We start from the raw sequence: 23,327 nt of genomic DNA on the forward strand, positions 1-23,327 counted from the left end.
AGGTTAACAACCTGGGACAGCTCTTTTTTAAGTCATATATTCTATTGCTTCATCGCCTTAAACGATTCTTCTGCAGCTGCGAGAGTAGCGTCAATGTCTGCTTCGGTATGTGCGGTGGTCAGGAACCATGCCTCATACTTCGATGGTGCCAGGTTGATACCGCGGTCAAGCATGTGGCGGAAGAAGGCTGCAAATGCTTCACCGTCTGTATCCTGTGCTTCGTCATAATTGGTTACAGGGTGGTCGCAGAAATGTGCCGAGAAGGAGCCGCGGATCCGGTTAATCGTGAGCGGGATGCCATTTCGATCAGCAGATGCCTTCAATCCCTCAGTAAGCTTGATGGTCAAGCGTTCCATCTCTTCATATATACCTTCGCCTTTCAGCACTTCCAAACAGGCGATACCAGCAGAGATGGAAGCAGGATTGCCTGCCATGGTTCCGGCTTGATAGGCCGGACCAAGCGGAGCAACTTGCTCCATGATATGTTTGCGGCCGCCGTAAGCACCGATGGGCAGGCCGCCTCCGATAATTTTGCCCAGAGCAGTCAAGTCCGGCTGAATCGCTTCGTGGTTATCTAGTCCTGCATACGTTTGAGCAGAACCATAATGGAAACGGAAAGCGGTAATGACTTCATCGTAAATGACAAGTGATCCGTTATCATGGGCCATCTGACAGAGTCCTTCAAGGAACCCAGGTTCCGGCATAACCATGCCGAAATTGCCGACGATCGGCTCAACCATGACGGCAGCGACATCTTCGCCCCACTTATCAAGCGCTTCGCGCAGACCGTCCAGGTTATTGAACGGAACGGTGATAACCTCGTGGGCAATGCTTGTCGGGATACCGGCGCTGTCCGGGATGCCGAGCGTGGAAGGACCGGAACCTGCGGCAACTAATACGAGATCGGAATGGCCGTGGTAGCAGCCGGCAAACTTAATGATTTTGTTTCGCTTCGTATATGCACGCGCAACACGTATTGTAGTCATTACGGCTTCAGTGCCGGAATTAACGAACCGGACCTTGTCGAGGGAAGGGATGGCTTCTTTCAACATGTTGGCCAGCGTAATTTCTAGCTCTGTTGGTGTGCCATAGAGAACACCGTTCTCGGCCGCTGTCGTAATCGCTTTAGTTACATGTGGATGGGCATGTCCGGTAATGATCGGGCCGTAAGCAGCCAAATAGTCAATGTATTGATTACCGTCTTCATCCCAAAAGTGGGCGCCTTTGGCCCGTTTCATAAACACAGGTGCGCCGCCGCCCACTGCTTTGAAAGAACGGGAGGGGCTGTTGACGCCACCAACGATATGTTGAAGCGCTTCTTGGTACAATGCTTCCGAACGTTTTCTAGATTTGGACATTTTTAGAGTTCCTTTCTTCATGAATCAGGACAGGCTGCGATTCGCGGCCTGTCCTGATCTTGTTATAAGATGTTAGTTACGTTGCGAAGGTCAGTTGGAATCCGGGATTGAACCGACATTATTCGTGGTTTCTTTATCCTGTTTACCCGATTCTGAATCACTGTTGTTTGTTTCGGATTCAGACACTGGAGAATTCAACACATCTTGGACATACTGTTTCAGTGTATCCGGATTTTTCACGGTTAGAACCTCAGCACCGCCGATATTGGCTTCAACCAACAGTTTCATTGGAGGAACCTGTTCGCTGCCTTTCATTTTACTCTGATATGCTACATTAGCAAGTTTCCACATATCATTGACGTCCATATTGGTGTCAATATAAGGACTGACCGCGTTCAGAATCTCCGGCATCTTCATGATGGACGTGGTGGACTGCATCTTTTTGCCTACAGCTTTGATCAGTTCGCGCTGACGTTCCGTACGGGTGAAATCTCCCATCTTGTCATAACGGAAACGCGCATACTGCAGCGCTTTATTGCCATCAAGATGCTGCATGCCTTTCTTCAAATCGATGTCGAACTCGTTCTTGTCAGCCTTACTGGAATACTTCATGTCTTTTTCCACATAAAAATCTACACCGTCGACGGAATCCACCAGCTTCATAAAGCCCCGGAAGTCCGTGTACACATAATATTGAATAGGAATGCCGAGCAGATCTCCGACAGCCTTCATAGCCGTGTTGGGACCATGGGTGATGGCGGTATTAATGCGGTTCTGTCTGTACCCAGGAATGTCTGTATAAGTATCTCTAAGGACAGAGAACAAATGCATTTTCTCTTGAACTGGATCGATAGAAACAACGAGCATACTGTCCGAACGCGGAATCTCGCCTTCTTCAAAACCGCGGGCATCCACACCCATGAGTAAAATGTTAACAGGTTCTGTACCTTCCCATTTTGGAGGCTCTGGTGTATTAGCATCGACCTTTTCAAGCTCCCGGAAAGGAGAGGCTTCCCCTTTTTTTTGCAGACCTTCAAGACCGCTGTAGATGGATGAAACATAATAAGTTCCATAGCCTAGAATACCGGCAATAATAATGCTTACGGTCCATATAATTGTCTTTTTTGTTCTTTTGTTCATTGAGTTCTTCCTTTCGGATTATGCTGGAATGAATAATTTGGTATTACATTTGAACAATCCGCATTCAATCTATTATAATTTTTTTTGAAAAGACAATCAATTTAATGGGTAAAAAAAACCAGTCCTACAAGGAGATGAACTTGCAAAATGACCCAAATTCAAGTGCAGATCGGCAGTGAAATTCCAGACTTCACCCTCCCGGCTTCGAACGGAGAGCACGTTTCTCTAAGTGATTTCCGGGGGAAGAAGGTCGTTTTATATTTTTATCCGAAAAACATGACACCCGCATGTACCAACGAAGCATGCAGCTTCCGGGATAACTACGGAGAGCTTGAGCGGGCGGGGGCTGTTGTTCTTGGCATAAGCCCGGATCCACTTAAATCGCATCATAAGTTTATTCAAAAGTATGACCTTCCTTTTCTGATACTATCCGATGAAGATCACACGGTCAGTCTTTTGTTCGGCGTATGGCAGCTAAAAAAGATGTATGGACGTGAATTTGAGGGCATTGTCCGCTCCACCTTTCTAATCGATGAAAGAGGCAGGCTTGTAAAGGAATGGCGCAAAGTAAAGGTTGCCGGTCATGTCGAAGAGGTGCTTCAAGCTGTACAGTCATAATCTAATCATATAAGAAGCGGTCCCGCATCATGCCTGTACATGCCATGGGGACCGCTTTTTTATGTAGGGAAAGGTCATCGCCGCTGTGAACCAAACTCTTTATTAAAGATTCTAGTCTTTTTTTGAATAGCTCTCCATATAATCTATCAGAAAGCCAAACCGAACTCATAGAAATGGTGGAGGTAGTTTATATGTATAGAAACGTTGTAATCATCTCTCGAATCGCGATGTTATTCGTTCTGGCAGCAGTTCTTATTTTAACCGGTCTCATGACCTCCCTTCAGCCAGGACATTCTTTGGTAAACATATCATTGACTGAGGATGTGGCAGAAGCGGCGCCTCTTATAGAAGAAATACATAACATCCCCGAAACAACAGTATATAGTGGTGCTGCCACCGTATCGACGAAGCCGGTATTAGCTCCTGCAGCTACTGTTAAAGAGAAGAAACAATCTGCTAAAACAGTGTACCTTACCTTTGATGACGGTCCTTCCGGACTCACTGGAGAGGTGCTGAATATATTAAAAAAATCGGGAATAAAAGCTACGTTTTTTGTGCTTGGAGAGCAGGCTACTGTTCGTCCGGAGTTAATTACAAGAATATATGAAGAGGGCCACGCTATCGGCAATCATACATATAATCACGAATACAATAAACTCTATGAGAAGTTTCAAGAGTTTTGGAGACAGATCAAACAAACCGAAGAGACTATAAGGCTCATTACCGGAGTCAGGCCGCAGCTTGTAAGAGCTCCGGGCGGGACGGCAGGCAAGTTTGACGAAACCTACTTCCGACTGCTGAAGCAGGGAGGATACCAGGTATTTGATTGGAATGTGGACAGCGGTGATTCTAAACGCAGAGGAGTACCTGCAGATGAGATTTTAAAAGGAGCAACAACCCCTGTAAGCGGCAATGAGGCGATTGTACTGCTGCATGATGGGGCAGGGCATGAGGAAACGGTGAAGGCGCTCCCCGGTATCATCGCCTTCTATAAAGAGAAGGGTTATAACTTTGATGTCCTGACGCCGGAGATGGAGCCTGTCCAGTTCAAGCTTCATAGCAACGTAAAGACGAAACAAGAACAGCCGGGAAGCCGATGGATTGCGGAGAATGTGGCACTTAATGCGGCATTGTTTAAAGAGGGTAGAACGCTGGCTGTGGACATGGGCGGACTTGCGACTGAATTTGCTCCCGGAGAATATCGTATGGAGAACGGGAAATTTATGGTTCCTCTGAGGTCGGCTGTTGAGCGGCTCGGGGGAGGTGTATTTTGGAAAGCAGAGAGTAGGACGGTTCAAGTATCCTTGACAGATGCTCGTTGGGAGGCCGACCCTATCAAGGGAACAGTGACGCTCAGCGGAACTCGCGGAAAAACGGCTGTATCAGAAGTTAAATTTATCGGTCATACGGTTTGGGTCCCGATCCGGGATGTTTTAGAAATATCCGGTCATCCTGTAAAGGATGTCGTTTCAGGCGGTGACGTATACAGAATTGTAACTTTATAGACAAAATAGTTGCATTTTATGTTTGTAATTATGTTACACAAGTTATAGACTAATAGATGTTAGAGATATTTATCACAATCCCAACGGACGTGTTTTAATAAGGGAGGGGGAATTGTTCCCCCTACTTTATTTTGGCGATAGAGAATAACGGAAGTTCTCACTTTTGACAGTGATGCATAATAGCTACCGGTTATCCTAAAATTACAACTAATCGGTTCAAATCGCCGCCAAGTTCTTCTTGGGAACTCATTTAAAGTAAAGGAGGCAATTCTAATGACAGAAACATCCCGTCCGCAACAATCCGAAGCTTCGGAGACCGTTGCTGAAAATCTAGGAGCTCCGATGACGGACCGCCTCGATGTGTTCGACCAATTGATGAAGCCGGAAGTTCAGGAATCGCTGACTACTCTCGTGGACAATCTTCCGAAGCTTACTGAAATGCTTACGTTCTTCACGAAAGCATATGATTTCGGTAAATCGGTAGCCACCGATCCAGTACTTGCAGAAGATACTATGGCCTCGCTGACTGGCTTTACGAAGCCTGTAACAGATTCGCTGAAGTGTGTAACTTCCGCAGCGATCGAAGCTGGAGACCGTGTGCACAATCAGAATGATCAGGGAGCAATCAGCGTATTCGGTCTGATGAAGATGCTGAAAGATCCTCAAGTTCAAAAAGGTCTGCGCTATGCACAGGCTTTTATGGACGTTATGAACGAACGCGACCAACAGAAAAAGCGTTAATTCTCAATAATTATTTGAAGAACGGAGGATGGTCATGTCTAAACACATATTAATCTTGGGCGGAGGCTATGGCGGACTGCTAAGCGCACTTTCTGCCCGTGAGCATTTCGGCGTGAATGACGCTAAAATTACATTGGTTAACCGTTTCCCGACCCACCAGATCATTACAGAACTGCATCGTCTGGCTGCAGGTAACATCTCGGAGAAGGCCGTTGCCCTCCCACTGGATAAATTGCTCCGTGATGCTAACGTCGATCTTCGCATCAGTACGGTAAAGGAAATCAAACCGGATGAGCGTTCTGTGTCACTGGAAGACGGAAGCAAATTTACTTACGACATGCTGGTAGTTGCTCTGGGCAGTGAAACCGCATTTTTTGGCATACCAGGACTTCAAGAAAACAGCTTTATCCTCAAATCTGTTAATGACGCTAACCGCCTGCGTGCGCATGTGGAAAGCCGTATTGCAGAATACAGCAAAACGAAAAACAAAGCTGACGCTACTATCGTTGTTGGCGGTGGCGGCTTGACTGGTGTTGAGCTTGTTGGTGAGTATGCTGACATGAAGACTGAGCTTGCCCGTAAATACGGCATCTCTCCTGAAGAAATCAATCTGTACTGCGTTGAGGCTGCACCTTCGATCCTGCCAGGCTTCCCAGCCGAGCTGGTTGACCGTGCAACGACAAGTCTTCAAAACCGCGGTGTAACATTCCTGACAGGTCTTCCGATCACGAAAATGGATGGTACAACGGTTGAACTGAAAGACGGAAGCACACTCGAAACGAGCACACTCGTATGGACAGGCGGCGTACAAGGAAATTCCGTGGTTGCGAACTGCGGTATTGAAGTGAACCGCGGTCGTGCCGTAGTTAACGAGTTCCTTCAGTCCACATCCCATCCGGATGTGTTCCTAGCTGGTGACAGTGCGGTAGTTATGGGTCCAGAAGGACGTCCTTATCCTCCGACTGCACAGCTTGCTTGGCAGATGGGCGAACTTGCTGGTTACAACATGTACGCTTATGCCAAAGGCGGAGCTTTTGCTTCGTTCATCCCTGTGTTCTCTGGTACACTGGGAAGCTTGGGTCGCAAGGACGGGATCGGTACGATCGGTGCCAACAAAACTCAGCTTAAAGGTCTGCCTGCAACCATGATGAAGGAAGCTAGTAACCTTCGTTACTTGTCCCACATCAAAGGTCTGTTCACACTGGCTTACTAAGCCGATTGGCAGTAATCAAGATATAAATCAAACGAGCCTCAGTCGAGGCTCGTTTTTTTGAGATCAGAAAGTAAAACTACGGAGTAAACTGCATCCTTATCTCGCGACAAAAACTACCACTTTCTTATATATACATAGAGTTAATACAGCAGCCGTTAGGCTGTTTTTTTCGGTTGGTTGACTAAAATCACGTGATATAAAGAGAATTAAACCGCCGGGGAGTCTATCTTTCCGCTTTCTTGGAAAACCTATTCATAGAATAGTTTCTCCTAACCTCTCTGCGGTAATGAGCAGGAGAGGAAATGAACGGGAAGCGGAGGTTTGAAGCCATTGTTCAGTTCATCTATTTATCAGGAAGAGACTCCATATCCGGAGTGGGCTCCTGAACTGTTGGAAAGAGTAATCAAACGGGTTGGCGGTGTTATTGTCGGTCATGAAGAGCAGATTCGATTGACGTTCATAGCCATGCTGGCGGGAGGGCATGTGCTGTTGGAAGATGTGCCCGGAGTAGGAAAGACCATGCTTGTGCGTTCTGTTGCTGCTTGTCTCGGTTGTGATTTTGGACGAATTCAATTTACATATGATTTGATGCCGGGGGATATTACAGGGATTTCGGTTTATTATCCTCACATCGGTGAGTTTGAATTTCGGCCCGGTCCGGTGCTGTCAAACATCGTATTGGCGGATGAGATTAATCGTGCTTCACCACGTGCTCAATCGGCACTTCTCGAAGCTATGGAAGAAGGTAAGGTTACGGTGGATGGCAGGAGCTATCCACTTCCTTCACCATTTTTCCTACTAGCAACACAGAACCCGTATGAGTTTGAAGGAACGAGCCGTTTGCCGGAAGCGCAAATGGATCGATTTTTAATGCGCTTGTCTCTTGGTTATCCAGGAATTGAAAACGAGATGTTAATGCTTGAACGAGGATACAATCGGAGTCCTATAGAAAGTGTTAAGCCGATAATGGCAGGCTCTGAAATGGTGTCTATGCAACGAATGGTGGCTCGGGTTTTTGTCGATGAGAGCATTAAAAAATATTTGGTTGCAGTGGCCGATGCTTCACGAAGGCAAAAGGGTGTGCGGCTTGGAATCAGCCCGCGGGGAACTTTGGCTTGGATGCGGGCGTCCCAGGCGGCCGCTTTTATGGAAGGGCGTATGTACGTTATTCCGGATGATTGTCTGCGGGTAGCGGGTCCTGTGTTAGCCCACCGGATTCACTTGACCCATGATGCACGTGCAACGGGATTGGGGCAGCTGGAAACGATAGAGACGCTTATCAAGTTGTTTGAGCTTCCGCGGCAGCGCAGTCGAAAGGGAGGCCGGATGTGAACAGTCGTAGACTTGAGTGGGGGAGGGCGCTGTGTATATGGCTAGCAAGCTGGGGACTGTACGTTTGGCTAGGCGGCCCGTCATTGCAGTTTCTTTGGTGGCTGTGCTCAGCAATACTTCTTAACGGAGCGCTTCTACAAGGGTTCGGCCCTTCGAACATCGCTGTTCAGCGAGACATAACGCCTACCTGTCTGTACGCTGGAGAGGAAGCGGAGATCACAGTCACCATTCAATTCAAATCCTGGATGCCGCTGCCATGGATCCTGCTAACAGACCGGATCGGAGAGTTTACCGTCCGCAAGCTGTGGTTTCCAGGGTTTCGACGTTCTGTTAGCTATTCCTATTCACTCAGAAACTTGACGAGAGGAAACTGGCCGTCTATTGATTCATCTATCGAATGGGGAGATCTGTTTGGATGGTTTCGCTCAGTCAGAACGGTTGTAAGCCCTGCAGGACTGATCGTTCTGCCACGACCGCTGAGCATGCGAGGTATGCTTGACCTTTCCCACGGATCGGATGAAGAAGTTGATAGCGTACATCGTCCTTCACAATTCGCTCTTCCGGGACACGGGTTAAGAGATTATATACCGGGTGATTCCTTAAATCGAATTCATTGGAAAAACTCCGCCCGTCTCGGTAAGTTGCAGACTTTTCTTCCTCAACCGGGGCGGAATATTGACAGATGTATTATTTTGATCACATCACAAGACGGATACCCGAATTCTGTGGGGTCAAAGATCGATGCATCTTTTGAAGATGCTATTGCAGCTTCAGCAGGGTTGCTGTACTCTTCGGCCGTGACTCTTGGAACACCGTCCCTGTGGATCGGAGGAATGGGCCGATCATCCGTTCGGCCTGAAAGAACGCGGGGTGAGGACTATGATATGCTGATCCCGCTGGCTTCCGTCCCGTCTCAACCCGGCAATGGCACGGCTGTTGACATTTTGGAGAGAGCTGCAGCTGATGAGGACCACACAACCGAACTCCACGTTGTAACGGGAGCGATAAATCCGGCTTTGATGAAATCGGCCATTCAAATACTGTCTTCGGGAAGAAAAGTGAGCATCTATTGCACTAGTCCAATTCCGGAAACGAATATAAAGCCTACTCCTGAACTGGCGCTGGATCAGTACGCCCACGGAGGGATGCTACAGCCGGGACATATGGGAGAAGTATCGGAAGACCCGTATTTCCGTGCTGGTGGACGATTGTTGTACATATCCGGTGAAAAGTTATACGAAATCACAACCAGCGGGGGAGGGGGTGACGGGGGTGGAAAATATCAGCAGCTTACTCGTTAACCCGGGTAATTCATCAAACAGAGCACTCACAGGATTACGCATGGTAATCCGCCCTTCACCAGGACCGTTATCCATGAGGCTGTTCATTAGCTTGCCGATATTCGGATTGCTTACGGGATGGCTCCTTCCCCTACAGGGACTGGGTGGCGATGATGGTCTTATGCTGGAGACACTGTTCATACTGGCCGCTTTTTTGCTGCTGCAGGGGCTTTTTACAATACGGGAGTGGGTGTGGCTGCCGTTAAATGCTTGTATCGTCCTGCTATTATGGGGGCGGCTGTTTGACTCTAACGATCCATTCACATGGTTTCTCGGATATGTGCAAGACGTCCTTCCTCAAGATACGAACACGGTTTTAAGTTTAGGTACATGGCAGTTCAGTGAACTTAGTGAGGAGACGAGAGTACTCGTACTGCTTCTCGGTTGGGGGATTATGGTGTCCGCGGTATACATGCTGGCTTTATATCGCAGGACGGTGTGGTTGTTCGGGGGGGCAACCATTGTCTATTTGGCTGCGTTGGAAGCGGGTCTTGAGCAGCCTGTGTATGATGATATGTTCAGGGCAACCTGCTTCATTCTAACCGCGCAAGGACTAATGTTATTTCTTAGGCTGAAGAGTGAAGAGAGTGCGAAGACGGGCTTTGAAGTTCTCGGAGTTAAACCGAAACGTCTAATGGCGGTCATCTTGCGCTGGAGTTTATGTGTAATTCTCCTGACAGCTGCTCTTACAAGCCTGATACGCGCAGGAGGAGATTTTGTGCCTGCACGAACTGGCTCCGGCCTTACGATTGCCGTTATAACTGATAAGCTCCAGGATTGGTCCTTAAGGTTGTCTGGCAAAGATGCGCCGGCCGAAAGTGTAAGCCTGACCGGATACGATTCATTGGCACGAGAGATGGGAGGACCGCTGACGCTAAGCCGGGATCTTTTCTTCACGGGGGAAACGCCTGTGCCTACATACTGGAGAGGTGAGGCACTTCAGTATTATGACGGAAGACGATGGATTGCTGGAGATATGGCGGGAGCCAGTGTTGAAATAGCTGAGGATTTAAGCGGCATGCTGCCGCAGCAGACGGTTACTCCAACCAATGAAATCGTTCAGAAAATTACTTTGGCAGCTCCACCTTCTGCGGGTCTTCCTCTCTTTTCAGGGGGACTAATTACGAGAATTATTGGAGTTCAAGGAAATGACGGGAAGAAGCTGAAGTCCGGGATCATGGCTGATTCTGAGTCCGGTAGTCTTAGGTTCCAAAAAGCAAGCCCCGGTATTTCCAGTTACACGTTAGAGACAAGGTTGCAGGCCCCCCGTGAGAAGCTTCAACTCCGTTCTGACCAACCCGATCCTGAACCGATTGCAAAAACCTATTTGCAGCTTCCAGATTCATTGCCGCAGCGGGTGCGTGATCTGGGAAAAGATATTACGGCAGGGATCACCGGCAGGTATGAAATGGCAATGGCTGTCGAATCCTATTTAGAACAAGAGTATACCTATACGCTGAAAACGAAAGTCCCTCCGGCTGGACGGGACTTCACTGACCATTTTTTGTTTGATGCTAAGGAAGGCTATTGCACACATTTTGCAACGGCGATGGTGGTTCTTTTGCGGACCCAGGGTATCCCTGCCCGTTATGTCATGGGATTTGCTCCTGGTGAGAAAATGAACGGTACAACAGATTCGTATCGGGTTACTCAGGAAGAGGCTCACGCCTGGGTTGAAGTTTATTTTCCCGGAGAGGGGTGGGCTGCTATTGATCCTACGCCAGGGTTCAACGCCGGGCTTGATGCTGTTTCCCCACAAGAGACATCTTCGGGAGTACCTTCGAATACGCCTTGGCGGCTTACTGAAATGATACAAATGATAGCGAATTCTGTTCAGGCATGGATTACAGATGCACAGCTTATGACAGCCGTTATTTTTGTATTGGTACTATTACCGATCCTGATTGTTGCCGTATTAGCGCTGGTGCGAAGGAGAGCGGTGTTCTCTGTTGTGCGTTCGTCTGCTGTACCTGTTACAGAACGGGATAAATTGACCGCGGTATCGGCTAAGCTATGGAAGAAGCTTGAGAAGAAGTATGGGGCTATTGAAACCGGTATTACGATTAGAAAATACATACAATCCTTAAACATCGATAATGAAGATCTGCGTTCGGAAATTCAGTTGTTTGCAAGCCTTTGGGAAAGAGCCGCGTATAAGGAAGAACCGCTTTCCCGAACCGAAAAGAGACTCTATTTACGCCAATGCCGTACGATTGCCAAAAAACTGGTATGAAATCTACACCTCCCCTTTCTTGACGGTATGAATTGGGGTTGCGTATAATTAATCTCAATAATCAAGGGAGGCCCGGTAATGAATAAACCTAATGAAATCATCGTCGTCTTGGACTTCGGTGGACAGTATAATCAATTAATAGCACGACGCATTCGTGATCTTGGTGTGTACAGTGAGCTCTTGCCTTACAACACGCCAGTTGACAAAATCAAAGAACTCTCACCACGGGGTATCGTCTTTTCCGGCGGTCCATCCAGTGTGTATGCAGAAAATGCACCGCATGTAGATCCAGCTATCTACGATCTTGGACTTCCGATCTTCGGAATTTGCTACGGTATGCAGCTGATGGCACAACAGCTGGACGGCAAAGTTGAGCGTTCCTCTAAGCGCGAATACGGTAAAGCTGATCTGGAGTTTAATGCAGGCACTACATTGGTAGAAGGTTTGGAGTTGAAGCAAACGGTATGGATGAGTCATGGCGACCATGTGGTTTCCCTGCCATCCGGGTTTAAACTGGATGCTGGTACGGAGTCCGCTCCGATTGCAGCGATGAGCAACGAAGAGAAGAAGCTCTACGCAGTGCAGTTCCATCCAGAGGTTCGTCACTCAGTACACGGAAACGAAATGATTCGCAACTTCCTTTATGAGGTTTGTCAATGCGAAGGTAACTGGTCGATGGAAACTTTTATTGAAGATCAGATCCGTGAGATTCGTGAAGAAGTCGGCGACAAAAAAGTTCTCTGCGCATTGAGTGGCGGAGTAGATTCCTCCGTTGTAGCGAAGCTTATCCACAAAGCAATCGGTGATCAATTAACTTGTATGTTTATTGATCACGGCTTGCTGCGTAAAGGCGAAGCCGAAAGTGTAATGGAGACTTTCGTTGGCAAATTCGATATGAAAGTTGTCAAAATCGACGCGCGCGATCGATTTATGTCCAAGCTGAAAGGCGTGGATGATCCGGAACAAAAACGTAAAATTATCGGCAACGAGTTTATCTATGTGTTTGATGAGGAATCAACTCAGTTTGATGATTTCGCATTCCTTGCTCAAGGCACACTGTATACAGACATTGTTGAAAGTGGAACAGATACGGCGCAGACCATTAAGTCTCACCACAATGTTGGCGGTCTGCCTGAAGATATGAAATTCAAACTGATCGAGCCGCTCAAGGCGCTCTTTAAGGATGAAGTTCGTAAGGTCGGCGAAGAGCTGGGTCTGCCAGAAGCCATCGTATGGCGTCAGCCGTTCCCAGGTCCGGGTCTTGCGATCCGTGTTCTTGGCGAAGTTACAGAGGAGAAGCTGACCATCGTCCGCGACTCTGATTACATTTTGCGTGAAGAGATTGCGAAAGCTGGACTCGATCGTGAAATTTGGCAGTATTTCACCGCTCTACCGAACATGAAGAGTGTAGGTGTTATGGGTGATGCTCGTACGTATTCCTATACAGTAGGTATCCGTGCAGTAACTTCCATCGATGGTATGACAGCAGACTGGGCACGTATTCCATGGGATGTTCTTGAGAAAATTTCCGTTCGAATTGTCAATGAGGTAGATAACGTAAACCGTATTGTGTACGATGTTACGTCCAAACCGCCAGCAACGATCGAGTGGGAGTAGGATAGAAAGATTGATGTTGTTAATTGCTTGTAAAGCCTTGATGGATAAGGTTTTATAGTGTTGACGGCGTTAGTATACCGACTTTACCTGCAACAATAGAGTGCAAAAAAATTACTCTCTTTTATCTGCGTTATTTAGCAAATAGAAGGGAGTATTTTTTATGACCAAAATCAATGAGCTAATCGAGGATTTTAGGCTGAACCAAGAAATTTTAGGTCGGGAAAAGAAGTATATTGATCTTTGTTTATATCGATTGAACAGATGGGAAAAGTTCACAGTGAAAGTGTTGGGTGTTATTGAAGCTGAGGATGTAAAACCTCTTCATATCAAAAAGTATATACAGGAGCGTCAACGTGTAGGAAGAGAGGTAAACAGAACGATAAATAATAACATAGCCACTCTAAAAGTATTCTTTCAATATTTGGTGAGCGAAGAGTTTATTGATGAACAGGATAACCCGATGCGCAGAATCAAAAACCTCAAGGAAGCTAAAACAGTCATTGTTACATTTAATGATGATGAAGTGTCTCGTGTTATCAATGATCTCAGAGAAGAAACATATTCGAATGTTCGTGATAAGCTAATATTAATCACGCTCTTTGATACTGGTATTAGAGTCTCAGAACTTTGTGGTATTAAAAACGTTGACGTAGCTAGGAGACACATTCTGATTCATGGGAAAGGTTCTAAACAGCGTCTAGTGTACATTAGCAATATCATGAGGAAGTATATGCGAAAGTATGAAGAGCTGAAGCGAGAACGATTCAAAAAAAGATCACAGGATGAAATTGAGGAGTATTATTTTCTTGACCAGTGTGCCGAAAGATTATCACGTTCTCGCATAAATAAGATATTAAAAGAACATTGCAGTAATGCTGGAGTAAGAAAAGAAGTCAGATGTTCTCCGCATGATTGTCGACATTACTTCGCTCAGAAGCAGTTAAGGAATGGAATTGACATTTATAGTTTAAGTAGACTAATGGGGCATTTTGATACGCAAATAACTTCTAAGTATCTAAGGGGATTACAACAAGAGGATATACTAGAAATAGGACGTATCCATAGTCCGCTAAATGGATTGAAAATAAAACATGGGTCAAGGTAAGGGGGATGATGACAAACCATCATAACATTGATCTAGACGATGCAATAACCATACGCATGCTACAGATCGCTCAGCGCCATTGTAAGCTTGCATTAGAGCATGGACAAGTAAATACTTTGTCTGATCGCCGCATAGCCCTCAATCAAGACATACAGCGGCTAAGAGCAGAGAGAGAGGCCTTGCTCAACAAATATAAGGTGACTAAAGGGAGATGAATGTATGGTTACTTCGAACGATGTAAGCGAAGAAGAAAAAAATCTTTTTGAAAAATACAAGTCTTTGGGCAGAGATGCCAGCGAAATGTTACGTAAGCATATGACTTATGATCATGTCATTAATGTTATTCAACAAGTGGTAAAGGAAGAAGGGGTGAATCTGCATATCCCAACATTAGAAAAAATTCTTTTAAGTCATGATGGGGAGTTAGGTATTATAAAAACTGAACTTATGCTGAATGAGCTGGAAAGAAGTAAGATTACTATTCAACTAGGAGAAATATTTTGGGATTTGCACGAAGCCTATCCTGATGAGTGAGTAACCTTATTCAGAATGCTGCTGAGAAGCATTTATGTATGGTTTGACGCTCGTCAATCAGACAGAGTGTGTAAATTATTATCTGATTAATAGTAGCGCTTAAAACTGTGCTGGAGCGTGTTGAAGGATTGAAGTCAGGAATTGTGGCATTTGAAAAGGAATAACGAAAGAAACCTTGCCGCGATTATGCAGCAAGGTTTCTGTGCAATCCATCCCACCCTCATCGACAAGTTGATGGATTACTCTTTTTGTTCGAAGAGAGAGTTGACAACCAATGGGTTGATACTAAGATTTACCCTAAGTTAACATTGTCAGGCTATTTGATTGATTCCCCAACAGGGGAAAGGGGCGAAGCCCCAATAAGCGTAAGCGACACAAGGCGTTAGCCGCCCGTTTTAGCAAATCCCTTTGCTAAGAGATTTATAAGAACGTATTAAAGATTTATTAAAACATATTATATCGGAATTTCTGGGCAAAATATCACGCCGCGAGGACTCCACTGGAGCCGTTTTGGAGTAAAATATCACGGTGAGGCAATTCTGATTTTACTCCTTATTCCTTGTCGTATAAGGCTTTGTGTAACTTCAGCCAGTGTATCCCGTTTTCGGGGCGAAATATCACGCTCAGAGTACCCATCAAGACCGATTTTTGGGCAAAATATCACGGGTAGTCTATTCCTCGTAATAATCGGATTATCCCTTACTTTTAAAGTGGGGTTCTGAGATATTAAACTCTAATTATTATTGTGTTTTTTGGGGTTGATTTTGATTATGTATCCTACTCTCAGTGCGTGCCCCCATCACGATGTGCTTGAGAGCGTGTCACGTATGGTTGTATGCTCTCAGAAGTACTTTGATAGGGGGAAGTTGGTTAGTCAATTTGGACAGCGTAGAGTTATGCTGGAGAGGCTTATGGAGTTGGTATAAATAATTATGTCATTTTACATACATTTCAATAATCCGCTGTTTAAGATACTCCTTGTTTCATGTTATTGCATACATTCAAGATAAAATAGAAAAATTGAGATTGTAGTAAGTATAATATTTTTCCTTTGATACCAACTCAGCAATGTTATATGACAAAAAAACTTTTTAGTATGAAGATACCGTCCTCGCTTTTAACACCTCCAAGTTCAGCAAGTGATTTATCATAAATTATTGATCCTCCTCCGTTACGTCCACAATTTCCATTATTTTCGATATGTCTTTAATGTTAAAATGATTAGCTATTTTATCAATAATCGGTATGTTAATTTCCGTTCGTGCATTACGACACATATCAGATAGAGTTGCTTGTCTAACCTCAATTAGTTGTGCGAGTTTGTTTTGACTTATTCCATGCTCTTTGATTAACTCATCAAGTTTAAGGCGTAGCTTTAACATTTGTATATCGCTCCTTAAGAGTTGACATTATACGATCTAACGTATAACATATAATCTATACGCTAGATCGTATAAAACAACCATAGCACTCTTTATCAGAAGAATCTACACTTTTCTGCTAATTTTCTGCGTCCATAATTCACATTCAAACAAAAGGAGCGATTTTTAATGACAACTTTAACAAAAAAATATCAACAAAAAACCGCATCACTTTACGACTCATACGACTCATACGACTCCATACTAGTTAATCTATCCACTTCAAAACAGGCATGGTTTGATATGATGAAATGGAATGGTATCAACTACATATGGATAGAGATGCTGGACTTTCTAATACAGTCCGAAGCTGATCTTCATAATTGGAATAGTTGGTGGAGTGGAAATATTGATGATCTAATTGCTAACATTAGTGATTATCGACAACATAGAATAAAACAGAGCCATGTAAATTTAACATTGCTACAGTTTCAAGAACTTTATCAAGATAACATTAAGGAAGCACTGGAACGGCTTTTTGTCGAACCGATTTATGATTGTGTGATTGAAAAGCTGAGTTTGGCAGGAATAAAAAGCGAACGGATTTATGAACTGAGGGTGCAAGGGAAAATTGAACGCTTATCTGGAGTATTTGCTTTTTTAGGAGAGGGAGAGCTTGCTTAATACGAAAACAAGAGGGCAGAAATGCCCTCTTGTTATTTTTAATAGTTTATGATAGTCTCACAGATAAATGAAGATAAAGATATTCCAATATAAAAATAATACCTCTTGAAAAGGATATTGTCAATACTTTTTTCGAAAAATTAAAAATCGAAATGAATTTAGTAAAGGAGAATAAAAATAATGATCGTGACGCACTTTCAAGATAATAACAACAAATATGAGGACTTGGTCGAAACTTTTTTGAAACAGGAGTATTCCGATATAAAGAGTCTGCGGAATGTTAAGAACTTAATTAAGATATATTGTGATGCGAGTACAGGTAATCCTAATAATAAAGCCATAGGTATTGGGATAAGTATAGTTGGGCAAAAAAAGGTCTTTTTTGAATCAGAGATTCAAAAAGTTGAAAAAAACAATATTGATTCAATTTATGGAGAGTTGCTGGCAGTTGAATTTGCCACAAAAAAATTATATAAAATGCTGGAAGATAACACTTATAACCTAGCCAAATTGGAGAGGGTGATAATATATAGCGATTGTATTGGAATAGATCGTTTAATATCAAAGGCATTGATTTCAAAAGAAATATTTACTGAAGTAGTAACTCGAATAAATGAACAATTACAGATATTATCAGATAGTTATCCTAAATTAATCTTCACAGTAAAATATCTAACTCAAGGAAAAAAGTGTTTTTATTATAAAATGGCTGACCGGATTTCAAAGGGAGTAATCGCGAGGGAACTTATAACAACCTCTTATAATAAAGAGAACTTTTTTATTGATAGATTTAAAAGTGAGCTTACCAAAATCAAGACAGAATTAATGTCAATAAAAAATAGTGGACTTGATTCTGATTATATGGTTTGTAACATTGACGAAAAAATTGCTAAGCTTGAACATTTATTTTCTGTGAATAGATTGGATTTGGAAATTTGTTGGGGGAAGCTTAGCACATTAGAACGAGAAATATGCCGTTTAAAAAGTATCGATGAGGCTATTTGACATGAAGGATAAGTTCCAAATTGCAGAAAATACTCTGTATCTAGTCGCAGTGCATCATCGCGTACACCCAAATCATGTTCAAGATGAAATAAGTTTAAACAGTGTTATCAAGATATTGGAAGTACTTTAACGACTTTTTTCGAAACGATCTTTATGTTTGTGTGCAAAAAAACTGGCGACGGCAGAAATTAGCAGCAAACGTATTTATGATATGAGGTTACATGGTAAGATTGGGTGTTTATCTGGGATATTTGTGTTTACGTAACATTATTAATGATTATTGGTAATTATGGTGGATAGTACCTTAAAGGAGGGGTTTTAATTGGGATTTATTCCTGCAAAATGTTACTATTGCGGAACGGTTGGTCAACTGCTAGAAGTGAAAGCCTATGTCAAAGACAGTAGTGGTAGTCTAATCAGTAACAACGTTCCTGCCTATGAATGTCAAGAATGTGGAAAGGTAACTTATACGCAAGAAAGCTATAGTGCTACAGAACGGGCGTATAAGCTTAATAATAAAAAGAGTAACTGATTTTATTCACAGAGGAGCGTTTTGAACTGTAGACTATGCCGACTATCGGGTGGTCTATTTTTTATTTTCAAAAAAACTCTTGACATGGGAATTTAGGATAAAGCTTCATAAAATACTGAAAAAATAATAACTTATTTAGAGAAAAGTCCTGAAACGCCATTTGCTATATTAATAATACGGTTTGAATGACAAAATGAACTAACCGAATCTCGGTATATTCCATAGAAAATAAAAATTAAATTTAATTCTGTTGACAAGAAGGGGTTAGTTTAGGAATGAGGGGCTCTCCATTATGACACTTTTAAGTAAAATTAGGATTTCAAATTAGATTCAGTTATGACAGATCAGCTTCCATTTAGGATATACCCGGGATGTTTGAAAAGGAGTAACAATTCTTTATTTTACCTCTAAAAAGAAACTATACACCGTTAAATTATGGCTGACGTATTATTCAATAATTAATTTGATCTGGGAGATGAGATGTGCCACATCATCTTCTAAAGAGGACATATTAAATTTATTAATATGTCCTCTTTAATAACTGTTAATAACTCTTGGTGAACATATTTCACCAATGAAGCGGCTGCGCCTTAAACGCTTCGCTTTTTGCCCTTCGGGCTTGAAATAAAAACATAAAAAATTAGGAGGAATTTATGTGGAAAGAGTCTATGGAAATATGAAAATCAAATCTAATTGGTTTGATAGCAAAAAGAAAAATAGGAAAATTGCAGCGATTGGTTATAAGGGGCTTAATTTGTATCTGAGTCTTGGAAAGTATAGATTAGTTAGATTAACAAATAATATTGAATTTAGGATTCACGTAACCATTAGTACATTAAGAAAAGAGACGGGGTATTCTTCCAAAGAAATTATAGAATTGCTTAAGATTTTGATAAATCAGAAAATTATTAGACTGATTAAGCCTACACGTTGGGATAGATTGTATGATGCCGATGGTAAGTTAAAAAGTAATGAACAACTTGTTATTTTAGCAACAGATGTTCCAGTTACTACTAGGGTAACATCTGATGATGGGAAGATAGAAGATCAAATCAAGAGCGATGAGGATTATTATATTTCTGTTGATCTAGATATGCTTGAATATTATAAAACAGTTGGGCTAGATGAGAGGTACTTCCCTCTGTACTGCTTACTTAGAAAACTATCAAATGGTACGGAGGGAAAGGCATTTATGACTATACATAATATGGCTGAGACGCTCTCTATGCACCACGATACAATTCATAAATATATTAAAATACTTAATAAAATGCAATTACTATGCTCAGATAAGACAAAGAACAAGAAAGATGGTTTTATGTTTGAACATCGACTTTGCGGTTCGGTTTCACAATATAATGAATTTCAATATGCACATAAAAATACAATGATGAGAAATACAAAACGATGGAAACTAGATTGTGATATAGAAAAAATTATGGAGAGTAATATAGAAGAATTAGAACTTTACTATGGTGAGAGTGATTTGGAGGAGACAACCAGCAGTGAATCTGTTGAGTATGAACAATCATTTGAAAATTGCGATGGAGAATATGAGATAGTATAAAATGATACGGAAATATTACTAATCAAAATTTATGGAGGCAGCGATTATAGTCCTGCGATGCCCGAGTTGTTAGTGTTACGATGAGTTGAAAATAGAAGAACTTATTAAAAATGAACAACTTTTATCGCTTGAGCGATAGGTTCCATGCCATAAAGAATGGTGTGAAAATTTACTATTCTATCGTAGAGAGACACAGAATTACATGCCCATGCAGTGGTTAATCTCAAAGCAAGATCCCAAATTCAATTAAAATGGTTCCAAAAACCTTCGTATATGAGACTATTGTTGAAGCAGCCTAAACGGACTTAAATCTATTAGATATTAGTTCCTTAACTCGTTTCAAAAACTTAGTTCCAATAACGAACCTGTTTATGATACAATATAGTTACAAATGAAACTAAGGAGTGGTTTGAAATGAAAATCGGATATGCAAGGGTATCGACGATAGATCAGTCGTTGGATATGCAACTAGATGCGCTCAATAATGAAGGGTGTGAGCGTATCTACACGGAGAAAGCCAGTGGTGCAAAAGATGATCGTAAGGAATTGCAACGCGCATTAGACTCGTTAAGACAAGGTGATGTGTTTATAGTATATAAGCTTGATAGGTTAGCACGCTCTACTAAGAAGTTGATTGAAGTATACGAGCAATTGACTGAACTAGGTGTTGAATTGGTCAGTATCCGTGATGGCTTGGATACAACTACACCTACTGGAAGAGCAATGTTCAAGATGATAGGAGTCATAGCGGAACTGGAGCGTGAAATGATCGTAGAGCGCACTAAAGCCGGATTAGCAGCTTCTAGAGCGAGAGGGAGAAAAGGAGGAAGACCAAAGACAGATCAGAAGAAGATTGAACAGGCTTTGAAATTATATGACAGTCAGAAGCATTCAATTGCTGAAATTGAAGAGATGACAGGTGTAAAGAAGGCAACGCTGTATAGAGCCATAAATAATCGAAAAACAGTATAGATTCATAAAAGAGCATTCGCGAATGCTCTTTATTCATTTCATTAAATAGGCATGGGGGGGATAGTTTAGATCTGACAGGCATATCAAATGCCAATATATTGCAGTGACTGTTATTCCGCGACGGGTCATTTAATAGAGGAAAGTTAATAACGCCTGAATGTAAATAATAAAAATTACTATTTACATTTCTGTGAGTAGTGTGATATAATAGGAATACAGGGATTTTTAGTACGGATTATTGAAAGCGCTTTCATGATGGCTGGGAATTGGTCATAAGTAAACGAAAGGGATGTGTCATGGTAAAAGTGAAAAGAATGAACGTCAGCAAAGAAGCAAAGGAATTGAAGAAATCGAAAGGAGCGGGGTGGTGCAAGATAGACGAATTACATTGTAATGAGATTGCAAGGCAAATCAAACTTCAAGGCAAAAATAAAGAATTAAATGACAATGAGATAATAGAAATGCTAGCTCTGCTGCTTAACTCATGTAGATACTCTCTTGCCAGAGTTAAGAATAAGTGCAAGAGAACGTATTACGGAAAATTCCATCAATTTTCTAATCCACGGGAGATGATGGGAGCGCTAATCCAACACTCTGGTTTCCTAAGTGAATGGATTGTTCAGTATAAGATGTATAAAGAAAAGAAGATGAGATTAGATCACAGACCAACAGTTGGAAGGATTGACCATGATGAAGGATACACCTTAGACAATATTGAAGTACAGGCATATGTTACTAATACGGCGCAGAGAGCAGGAGAAAGGTTTTCGACCTCATGTATAGCTTTGGTGGCTACAAATAAAGCACAATCTGCTGTGATTTTTGAATGTCCAAGTGCTACAAGCGCAATTGCTCGAATAAATGAAGTGATGAGTTTAGGGATTACTAAAAATATGTTAAAAGGAAATCTTGAAATAGGCTTGAAGCGTAGAGTAGAGGATTATTCCGTTTTCATTATAGCGAGAGAGCAACTGATTAATACTCCTAATATAGTTGATTTGGAACTGCCTATTATCAGCGTGATTGATGATACAAGTGTTCGATATGCAAGTCTCCCCCTATTACACGATGGAGGAAATGCCAAGGTCATTACGTGGATTGATGAATTTGGTATCGTATATGTTGATTGGGCATACGTAGAAGGATCAATAAATAAAGGAGATAAAACAAAATGGCCATTGTAAGAATTAGTGCAAATAGCGCAAGCTACAATAGTATTTCTGTATCTGCTAGTTTTACTAGCGGTGGAGGCTTGGCAAGTTATTATAGATTTTTCAAGAATGGAATAGGGGATTCGCCATTAATGTCATTTTCAAGCCCTGTGAGTTCAGCGACAAAGTATTGGACATACAGCAGTTTGTCAGGTGACACTTATTACAATCTAAGTGTAACATTCTACGATAAAGGAATGAGGGTTCTTGGAAGCGATTCCATTGGACAAAGGACTTCCTCACCTCCAGATACAACACCACCCACAATCGACAAATGGTTTATGAATGGCAGTGCTTCCCGAACTTCAGTTCCAATGTACGTCTCTGCGTCTGACAATAGAGGTGTGAGTGGTTTTTATTTCTATCTTGATGGTTCTTATCATGGTTCGATGTATGGTTCTAGCGGAGAGTATACTTATACTAACTTGCGTTCAGGAACATCTTATTCGTTTGGGGTTAAGGCTTTCGATACCACTGGAAACACATCAGGTATGGTACAGTATAGGACTTCAACAGCTATGGATTATCCCCCAAGTATACAATCATGGTCTTTGTCTAATACGGGTGTAAACTCTGTACAGATGTACTATTCAGCATCAGATGATCATGGAATTAATTACGTTTATTTATACTTGAATGGGAATCATGTACAAACAAGCTACAGTTCAAACGGAAATTATACATTTACAGGATTACAGCCTGATACGAATTATACATTAGGAGTAAAAGCAGTTGATTCAGCAGGGCAAAGTTCTTCGATGGTAACTTATTCAGTTCGTACCAAAAAGGCAAGACCAACGAATTTCGATTGGGATGCTCCTAAAGTCTCAGGTGGAGACTTTAACATAACCGCTGTAGAGTGGAATAAACTTGCCGCAAAGATAAACGAATTTAGATTTTATAAAAACATGTCTAATTATTCATTTACAAGAGTAACAACAGGCATGGATTTCAAAGCTACATATTATAACGATGTTATAAATGTGATTAATAGTATGAATCCATCAACGGCATTACCAAGTAGCAAAAGTGCAGGAGATAGTATTCTTGCTAGTGATATCAACAGAATAAGAAATTCATTAAATTCAATAAATTGATTAGGTGAGAAGGATTACTTTAATAATGTCAGCAACAACAATTTTAAAAGAAAAGAGAATAAATTTCCAATTTGTAAATTAAGACAGCCATTATGGTTGTCTTTTTATAAAAATGAGAATATTTCCATATAACGCATTTTCTATATGGTAAAATAGAACTAT

Annotated in this window: 20 protein-coding genes; 17 read left to right on the top strand and 3 right to left on the bottom strand. The window is 42.3% G+C overall.

Going from position 1 to position 23,327, the window contains the following annotated elements; translation table 11 throughout:
• Positions 1 to 41: 41 nt before the first annotated feature.
• Positions 42 to 1,358, bottom strand: a complete 1,317-nt coding sequence (locus MNQ98_RS04300; RefSeq protein ID WP_241932071.1) for a glutamate-1-semialdehyde 2,1-aminomutase — start codon at positions 1,356 to 1,358, stop codon at positions 42 to 44.
• A gap of 90 nt (positions 1,359 to 1,448) precedes the next feature.
• Positions 1,449 to 2,498 (bottom strand): LCP family protein, encoded by a 1,050-nt coding sequence (locus tag MNQ98_RS04305; protein WP_241932072.1) that lies wholly within the window; start codon positions 2,496 to 2,498, stop codon positions 1,449 to 1,451.
• A 147-nt stretch (positions 2,499 to 2,645) separates the two neighbouring features.
• Here MNQ98_RS04305 and bcp point away from each other — a divergent pair, with 147 nt between their 5' ends.
• The 10 genes from bcp (at position 2,646) to MNQ98_RS04355 (ending at position 14,736) form a co-directional block, all read left to right on the top strand.
• Positions 2,646 to 3,116 (top strand): thioredoxin-dependent thiol peroxidase, encoded by a 471-nt coding sequence (bcp, locus tag MNQ98_RS04310; protein ID WP_241932073.1) that lies wholly within the window; start codon positions 2,646 to 2,648, stop codon positions 3,114 to 3,116.
• A 191-nt stretch (positions 3,117 to 3,307) separates the two neighbouring features.
• A complete protein-coding gene (locus MNQ98_RS04315) occupies positions 3,308 to 4,621 on the top strand; it encodes a polysaccharide deacetylase family protein (RefSeq protein WP_241932074.1) in 1,314 nt (437 codons plus the stop codon).
• A 273-nt stretch (positions 4,622 to 4,894) separates the two neighbouring features.
• On the top strand, positions 4,895 to 5,362 hold the full coding sequence (locus MNQ98_RS04320) for a DUF1641 domain-containing protein (protein ID WP_241932075.1): 468 nt from the start codon (positions 4,895 to 4,897) through the stop codon (positions 5,360 to 5,362).
• A 34-nt stretch (positions 5,363 to 5,396) separates the two neighbouring features.
• A complete protein-coding gene (locus MNQ98_RS04325) occupies positions 5,397 to 6,575 on the top strand; it encodes an NAD(P)/FAD-dependent oxidoreductase (RefSeq protein WP_241932076.1) in 1,179 nt (392 codons plus the stop codon).
• Between the two features lie 330 nt (positions 6,576 to 6,905).
• The gene (locus MNQ98_RS04330; RefSeq protein WP_241933845.1) at positions 6,906 to 7,907 is read left to right on the top strand and encodes an AAA family ATPase; all 1,002 of its coding nucleotides are present in this window, start codon (positions 6,906 to 6,908) and stop codon (positions 7,905 to 7,907) included.
• Positions 7,904 to 9,208: a DUF58 domain-containing protein gene (locus tag MNQ98_RS04335; protein ID WP_241932077.1), complete on the top strand. Its 1,305-nt coding sequence runs from the start codon at positions 7,904 to 7,906 to the stop codon at positions 9,206 to 9,208. The genes MNQ98_RS04330 and MNQ98_RS04335 overlap by 4 nt, the downstream gene beginning before the upstream one ends.
• Complete coding sequence (locus tag MNQ98_RS04340) at positions 9,180 to 11,480, top strand: transglutaminase TgpA family protein (protein WP_241932078.1); 2,301 nt, start codon at positions 9,180 to 9,182, stop codon at positions 11,478 to 11,480. Before MNQ98_RS04335 ends, MNQ98_RS04340 begins: the two co-directional genes overlap by 29 nt.
• A 78-nt stretch (positions 11,481 to 11,558) precedes the next feature.
• On the top strand, positions 11,559 to 13,097 hold the full coding sequence (gene guaA, locus MNQ98_RS04345; protein ID WP_241932079.1) for a glutamine-hydrolyzing GMP synthase: 1,539 nt from the start codon (positions 11,559 to 11,561) through the stop codon (positions 13,095 to 13,097).
• A gap of 160 nt (positions 13,098 to 13,257) precedes the next feature.
• Positions 13,258 to 14,202 (top strand): tyrosine-type recombinase/integrase, encoded by a 945-nt coding sequence (locus tag MNQ98_RS04350; RefSeq protein ID WP_241932080.1) that lies wholly within the window; start codon positions 13,258 to 13,260, stop codon positions 14,200 to 14,202.
• Between the two features lie 219 nt (positions 14,203 to 14,421).
• Positions 14,422 to 14,736, top strand: a complete 315-nt coding sequence (locus MNQ98_RS04355; protein ID WP_241932081.1) for a hypothetical protein — start codon at positions 14,422 to 14,424, stop codon at positions 14,734 to 14,736.
• A 1,154-nt stretch (positions 14,737 to 15,890) separates the two neighbouring features.
• Here MNQ98_RS04355 and MNQ98_RS04360 read toward each other — a convergent pair.
• Positions 15,891 to 16,118, bottom strand: a complete 228-nt coding sequence (locus MNQ98_RS04360; protein WP_241932082.1) for a helix-turn-helix domain-containing protein — start codon at positions 16,116 to 16,118, stop codon at positions 15,891 to 15,893.
• Between the two features lie 168 nt (positions 16,119 to 16,286).
• Here MNQ98_RS04360 and MNQ98_RS04365 point away from each other — a divergent pair, with 168 nt between their 5' ends.
• The 7 genes from MNQ98_RS04365 (at position 16,287) to MNQ98_RS04395 (ending at position 23,165) form a co-directional block, all read left to right on the top strand.
• Positions 16,287 to 16,781 (top strand): hypothetical protein, encoded by a 495-nt coding sequence (locus tag MNQ98_RS04365; RefSeq protein ID WP_241932083.1) that lies wholly within the window; start codon positions 16,287 to 16,289, stop codon positions 16,779 to 16,781.
• A gap of 180 nt (positions 16,782 to 16,961) precedes the next feature.
• Complete coding sequence (locus MNQ98_RS04370; protein WP_241932084.1) at positions 16,962 to 17,786, top strand: hypothetical protein; 825 nt, start codon at positions 16,962 to 16,964, stop codon at positions 17,784 to 17,786.
• A gap of 322 nt (positions 17,787 to 18,108) precedes the next feature.
• Positions 18,109 to 18,318 carry a YgiT-type zinc finger protein gene (locus MNQ98_RS04375; RefSeq protein ID WP_241932085.1) on the top strand — a complete coding sequence of 70 codons (210 nt, stop codon included), beginning with the start codon at positions 18,109 to 18,111 and terminating at the stop codon, positions 18,316 to 18,318.
• 655 nt (positions 18,319 to 18,973) lie between these two features.
• Positions 18,974 to 19,885 carry a hypothetical protein gene (locus MNQ98_RS04380; protein WP_241932086.1) on the top strand — a complete coding sequence of 304 codons (912 nt, stop codon included), beginning with the start codon at positions 18,974 to 18,976 and terminating at the stop codon, positions 19,883 to 19,885.
• 414 nt (positions 19,886 to 20,299) lie between these two features.
• Entirely contained in the window at positions 20,300 to 20,857 is a 558-nt protein-coding gene (locus tag MNQ98_RS04385; RefSeq protein WP_241932087.1) for a recombinase family protein, read from the top strand.
• 296 nt (positions 20,858 to 21,153) lie between these two features.
• Entirely contained in the window at positions 21,154 to 22,041 is an 888-nt protein-coding gene (locus MNQ98_RS04390; RefSeq protein WP_241932088.1) for a hypothetical protein, read from the top strand.
• Positions 22,029 to 23,165, top strand: coding sequence for a fibronectin type III domain-containing protein (locus tag MNQ98_RS04395; protein ID WP_241932089.1), 1,137 nt, complete (start codon positions 22,029 to 22,031; stop codon positions 23,163 to 23,165). Before MNQ98_RS04390 ends, MNQ98_RS04395 begins: the two co-directional genes overlap by 13 nt.
• The last annotated feature ends 162 nt before the right edge of the window (positions 23,166 to 23,327 follow it).

The sequence above is a fragment of the Paenibacillus sp. N3/727 genome (assembly GCF_022637315.1).
Classification (GTDB): Bacteria; Bacillota; Bacilli; order Paenibacillales; family Paenibacillaceae; genus Paenibacillus_AQ; species Paenibacillus_AQ uliginis.

What these genes read in the sequence shown, in the direction of transcription:
- MNQ98_RS04300 (WP_241932071.1), bottom strand. Translation starts at nt 1,358, where the DNA reads ATGTCCAAATCTAGAAAACGTTCGGAAGCATTGTACCAAGAAGCGCTT.
- MNQ98_RS04305 (WP_241932072.1), bottom strand. Translation starts at nt 2,498, where the DNA reads ATGAACAAAAGAACAAAAAAGACAATTATATGGACCGTAAGCATTATT.
- bcp (WP_241932073.1), top strand. Translation starts at nt 2,646, where the DNA reads ATGACCCAAATTCAAGTGCAGATCGGCAGTGAAATTCCAGACTTCACC.
- MNQ98_RS04315 (WP_241932074.1), top strand. Translation starts at nt 3,308, where the DNA reads ATGTATAGAAACGTTGTAATCATCTCTCGAATCGCGATGTTATTCGTT.
- MNQ98_RS04320 (WP_241932075.1), top strand. Translation starts at nt 4,895, where the DNA reads ATGACAGAAACATCCCGTCCGCAACAATCCGAAGCTTCGGAGACCGTT.
- MNQ98_RS04325 (WP_241932076.1), top strand. Translation starts at nt 5,397, where the DNA reads ATGTCTAAACACATATTAATCTTGGGCGGAGGCTATGGCGGACTGCTA.
- guaA (WP_241932079.1), top strand. Translation starts at nt 11,559, where the DNA reads ATGAATAAACCTAATGAAATCATCGTCGTCTTGGACTTCGGTGGACAG.
- MNQ98_RS04350 (WP_241932080.1), top strand. Translation starts at nt 13,258, where the DNA reads ATGACCAAAATCAATGAGCTAATCGAGGATTTTAGGCTGAACCAAGAA.
- MNQ98_RS04355 (WP_241932081.1), top strand. Translation starts at nt 14,422, where the DNA reads ATGGTTACTTCGAACGATGTAAGCGAAGAAGAAAAAAATCTTTTTGAA.
- MNQ98_RS04360 (WP_241932082.1), bottom strand. Translation starts at nt 16,118, where the DNA reads ATGTTAAAGCTACGCCTTAAACTTGATGAGTTAATCAAAGAGCATGGA.
- MNQ98_RS04365 (WP_241932083.1), top strand. Translation starts at nt 16,287, where the DNA reads ATGACAACTTTAACAAAAAAATATCAACAAAAAACCGCATCACTTTAC.
- MNQ98_RS04370 (WP_241932084.1), top strand. Translation starts at nt 16,962, where the DNA reads ATGATCGTGACGCACTTTCAAGATAATAACAACAAATATGAGGACTTG.
- MNQ98_RS04385 (WP_241932087.1), top strand. Translation starts at nt 20,300, where the DNA reads ATGAAAATCGGATATGCAAGGGTATCGACGATAGATCAGTCGTTGGAT.
- MNQ98_RS04390 (WP_241932088.1), top strand. Translation starts at nt 21,154, where the DNA reads ATGGTAAAAGTGAAAAGAATGAACGTCAGCAAAGAAGCAAAGGAATTG.
- MNQ98_RS04395 (WP_241932089.1), top strand. Translation starts at nt 22,029, where the DNA reads ATGGCCATTGTAAGAATTAGTGCAAATAGCGCAAGCTACAATAGTATT.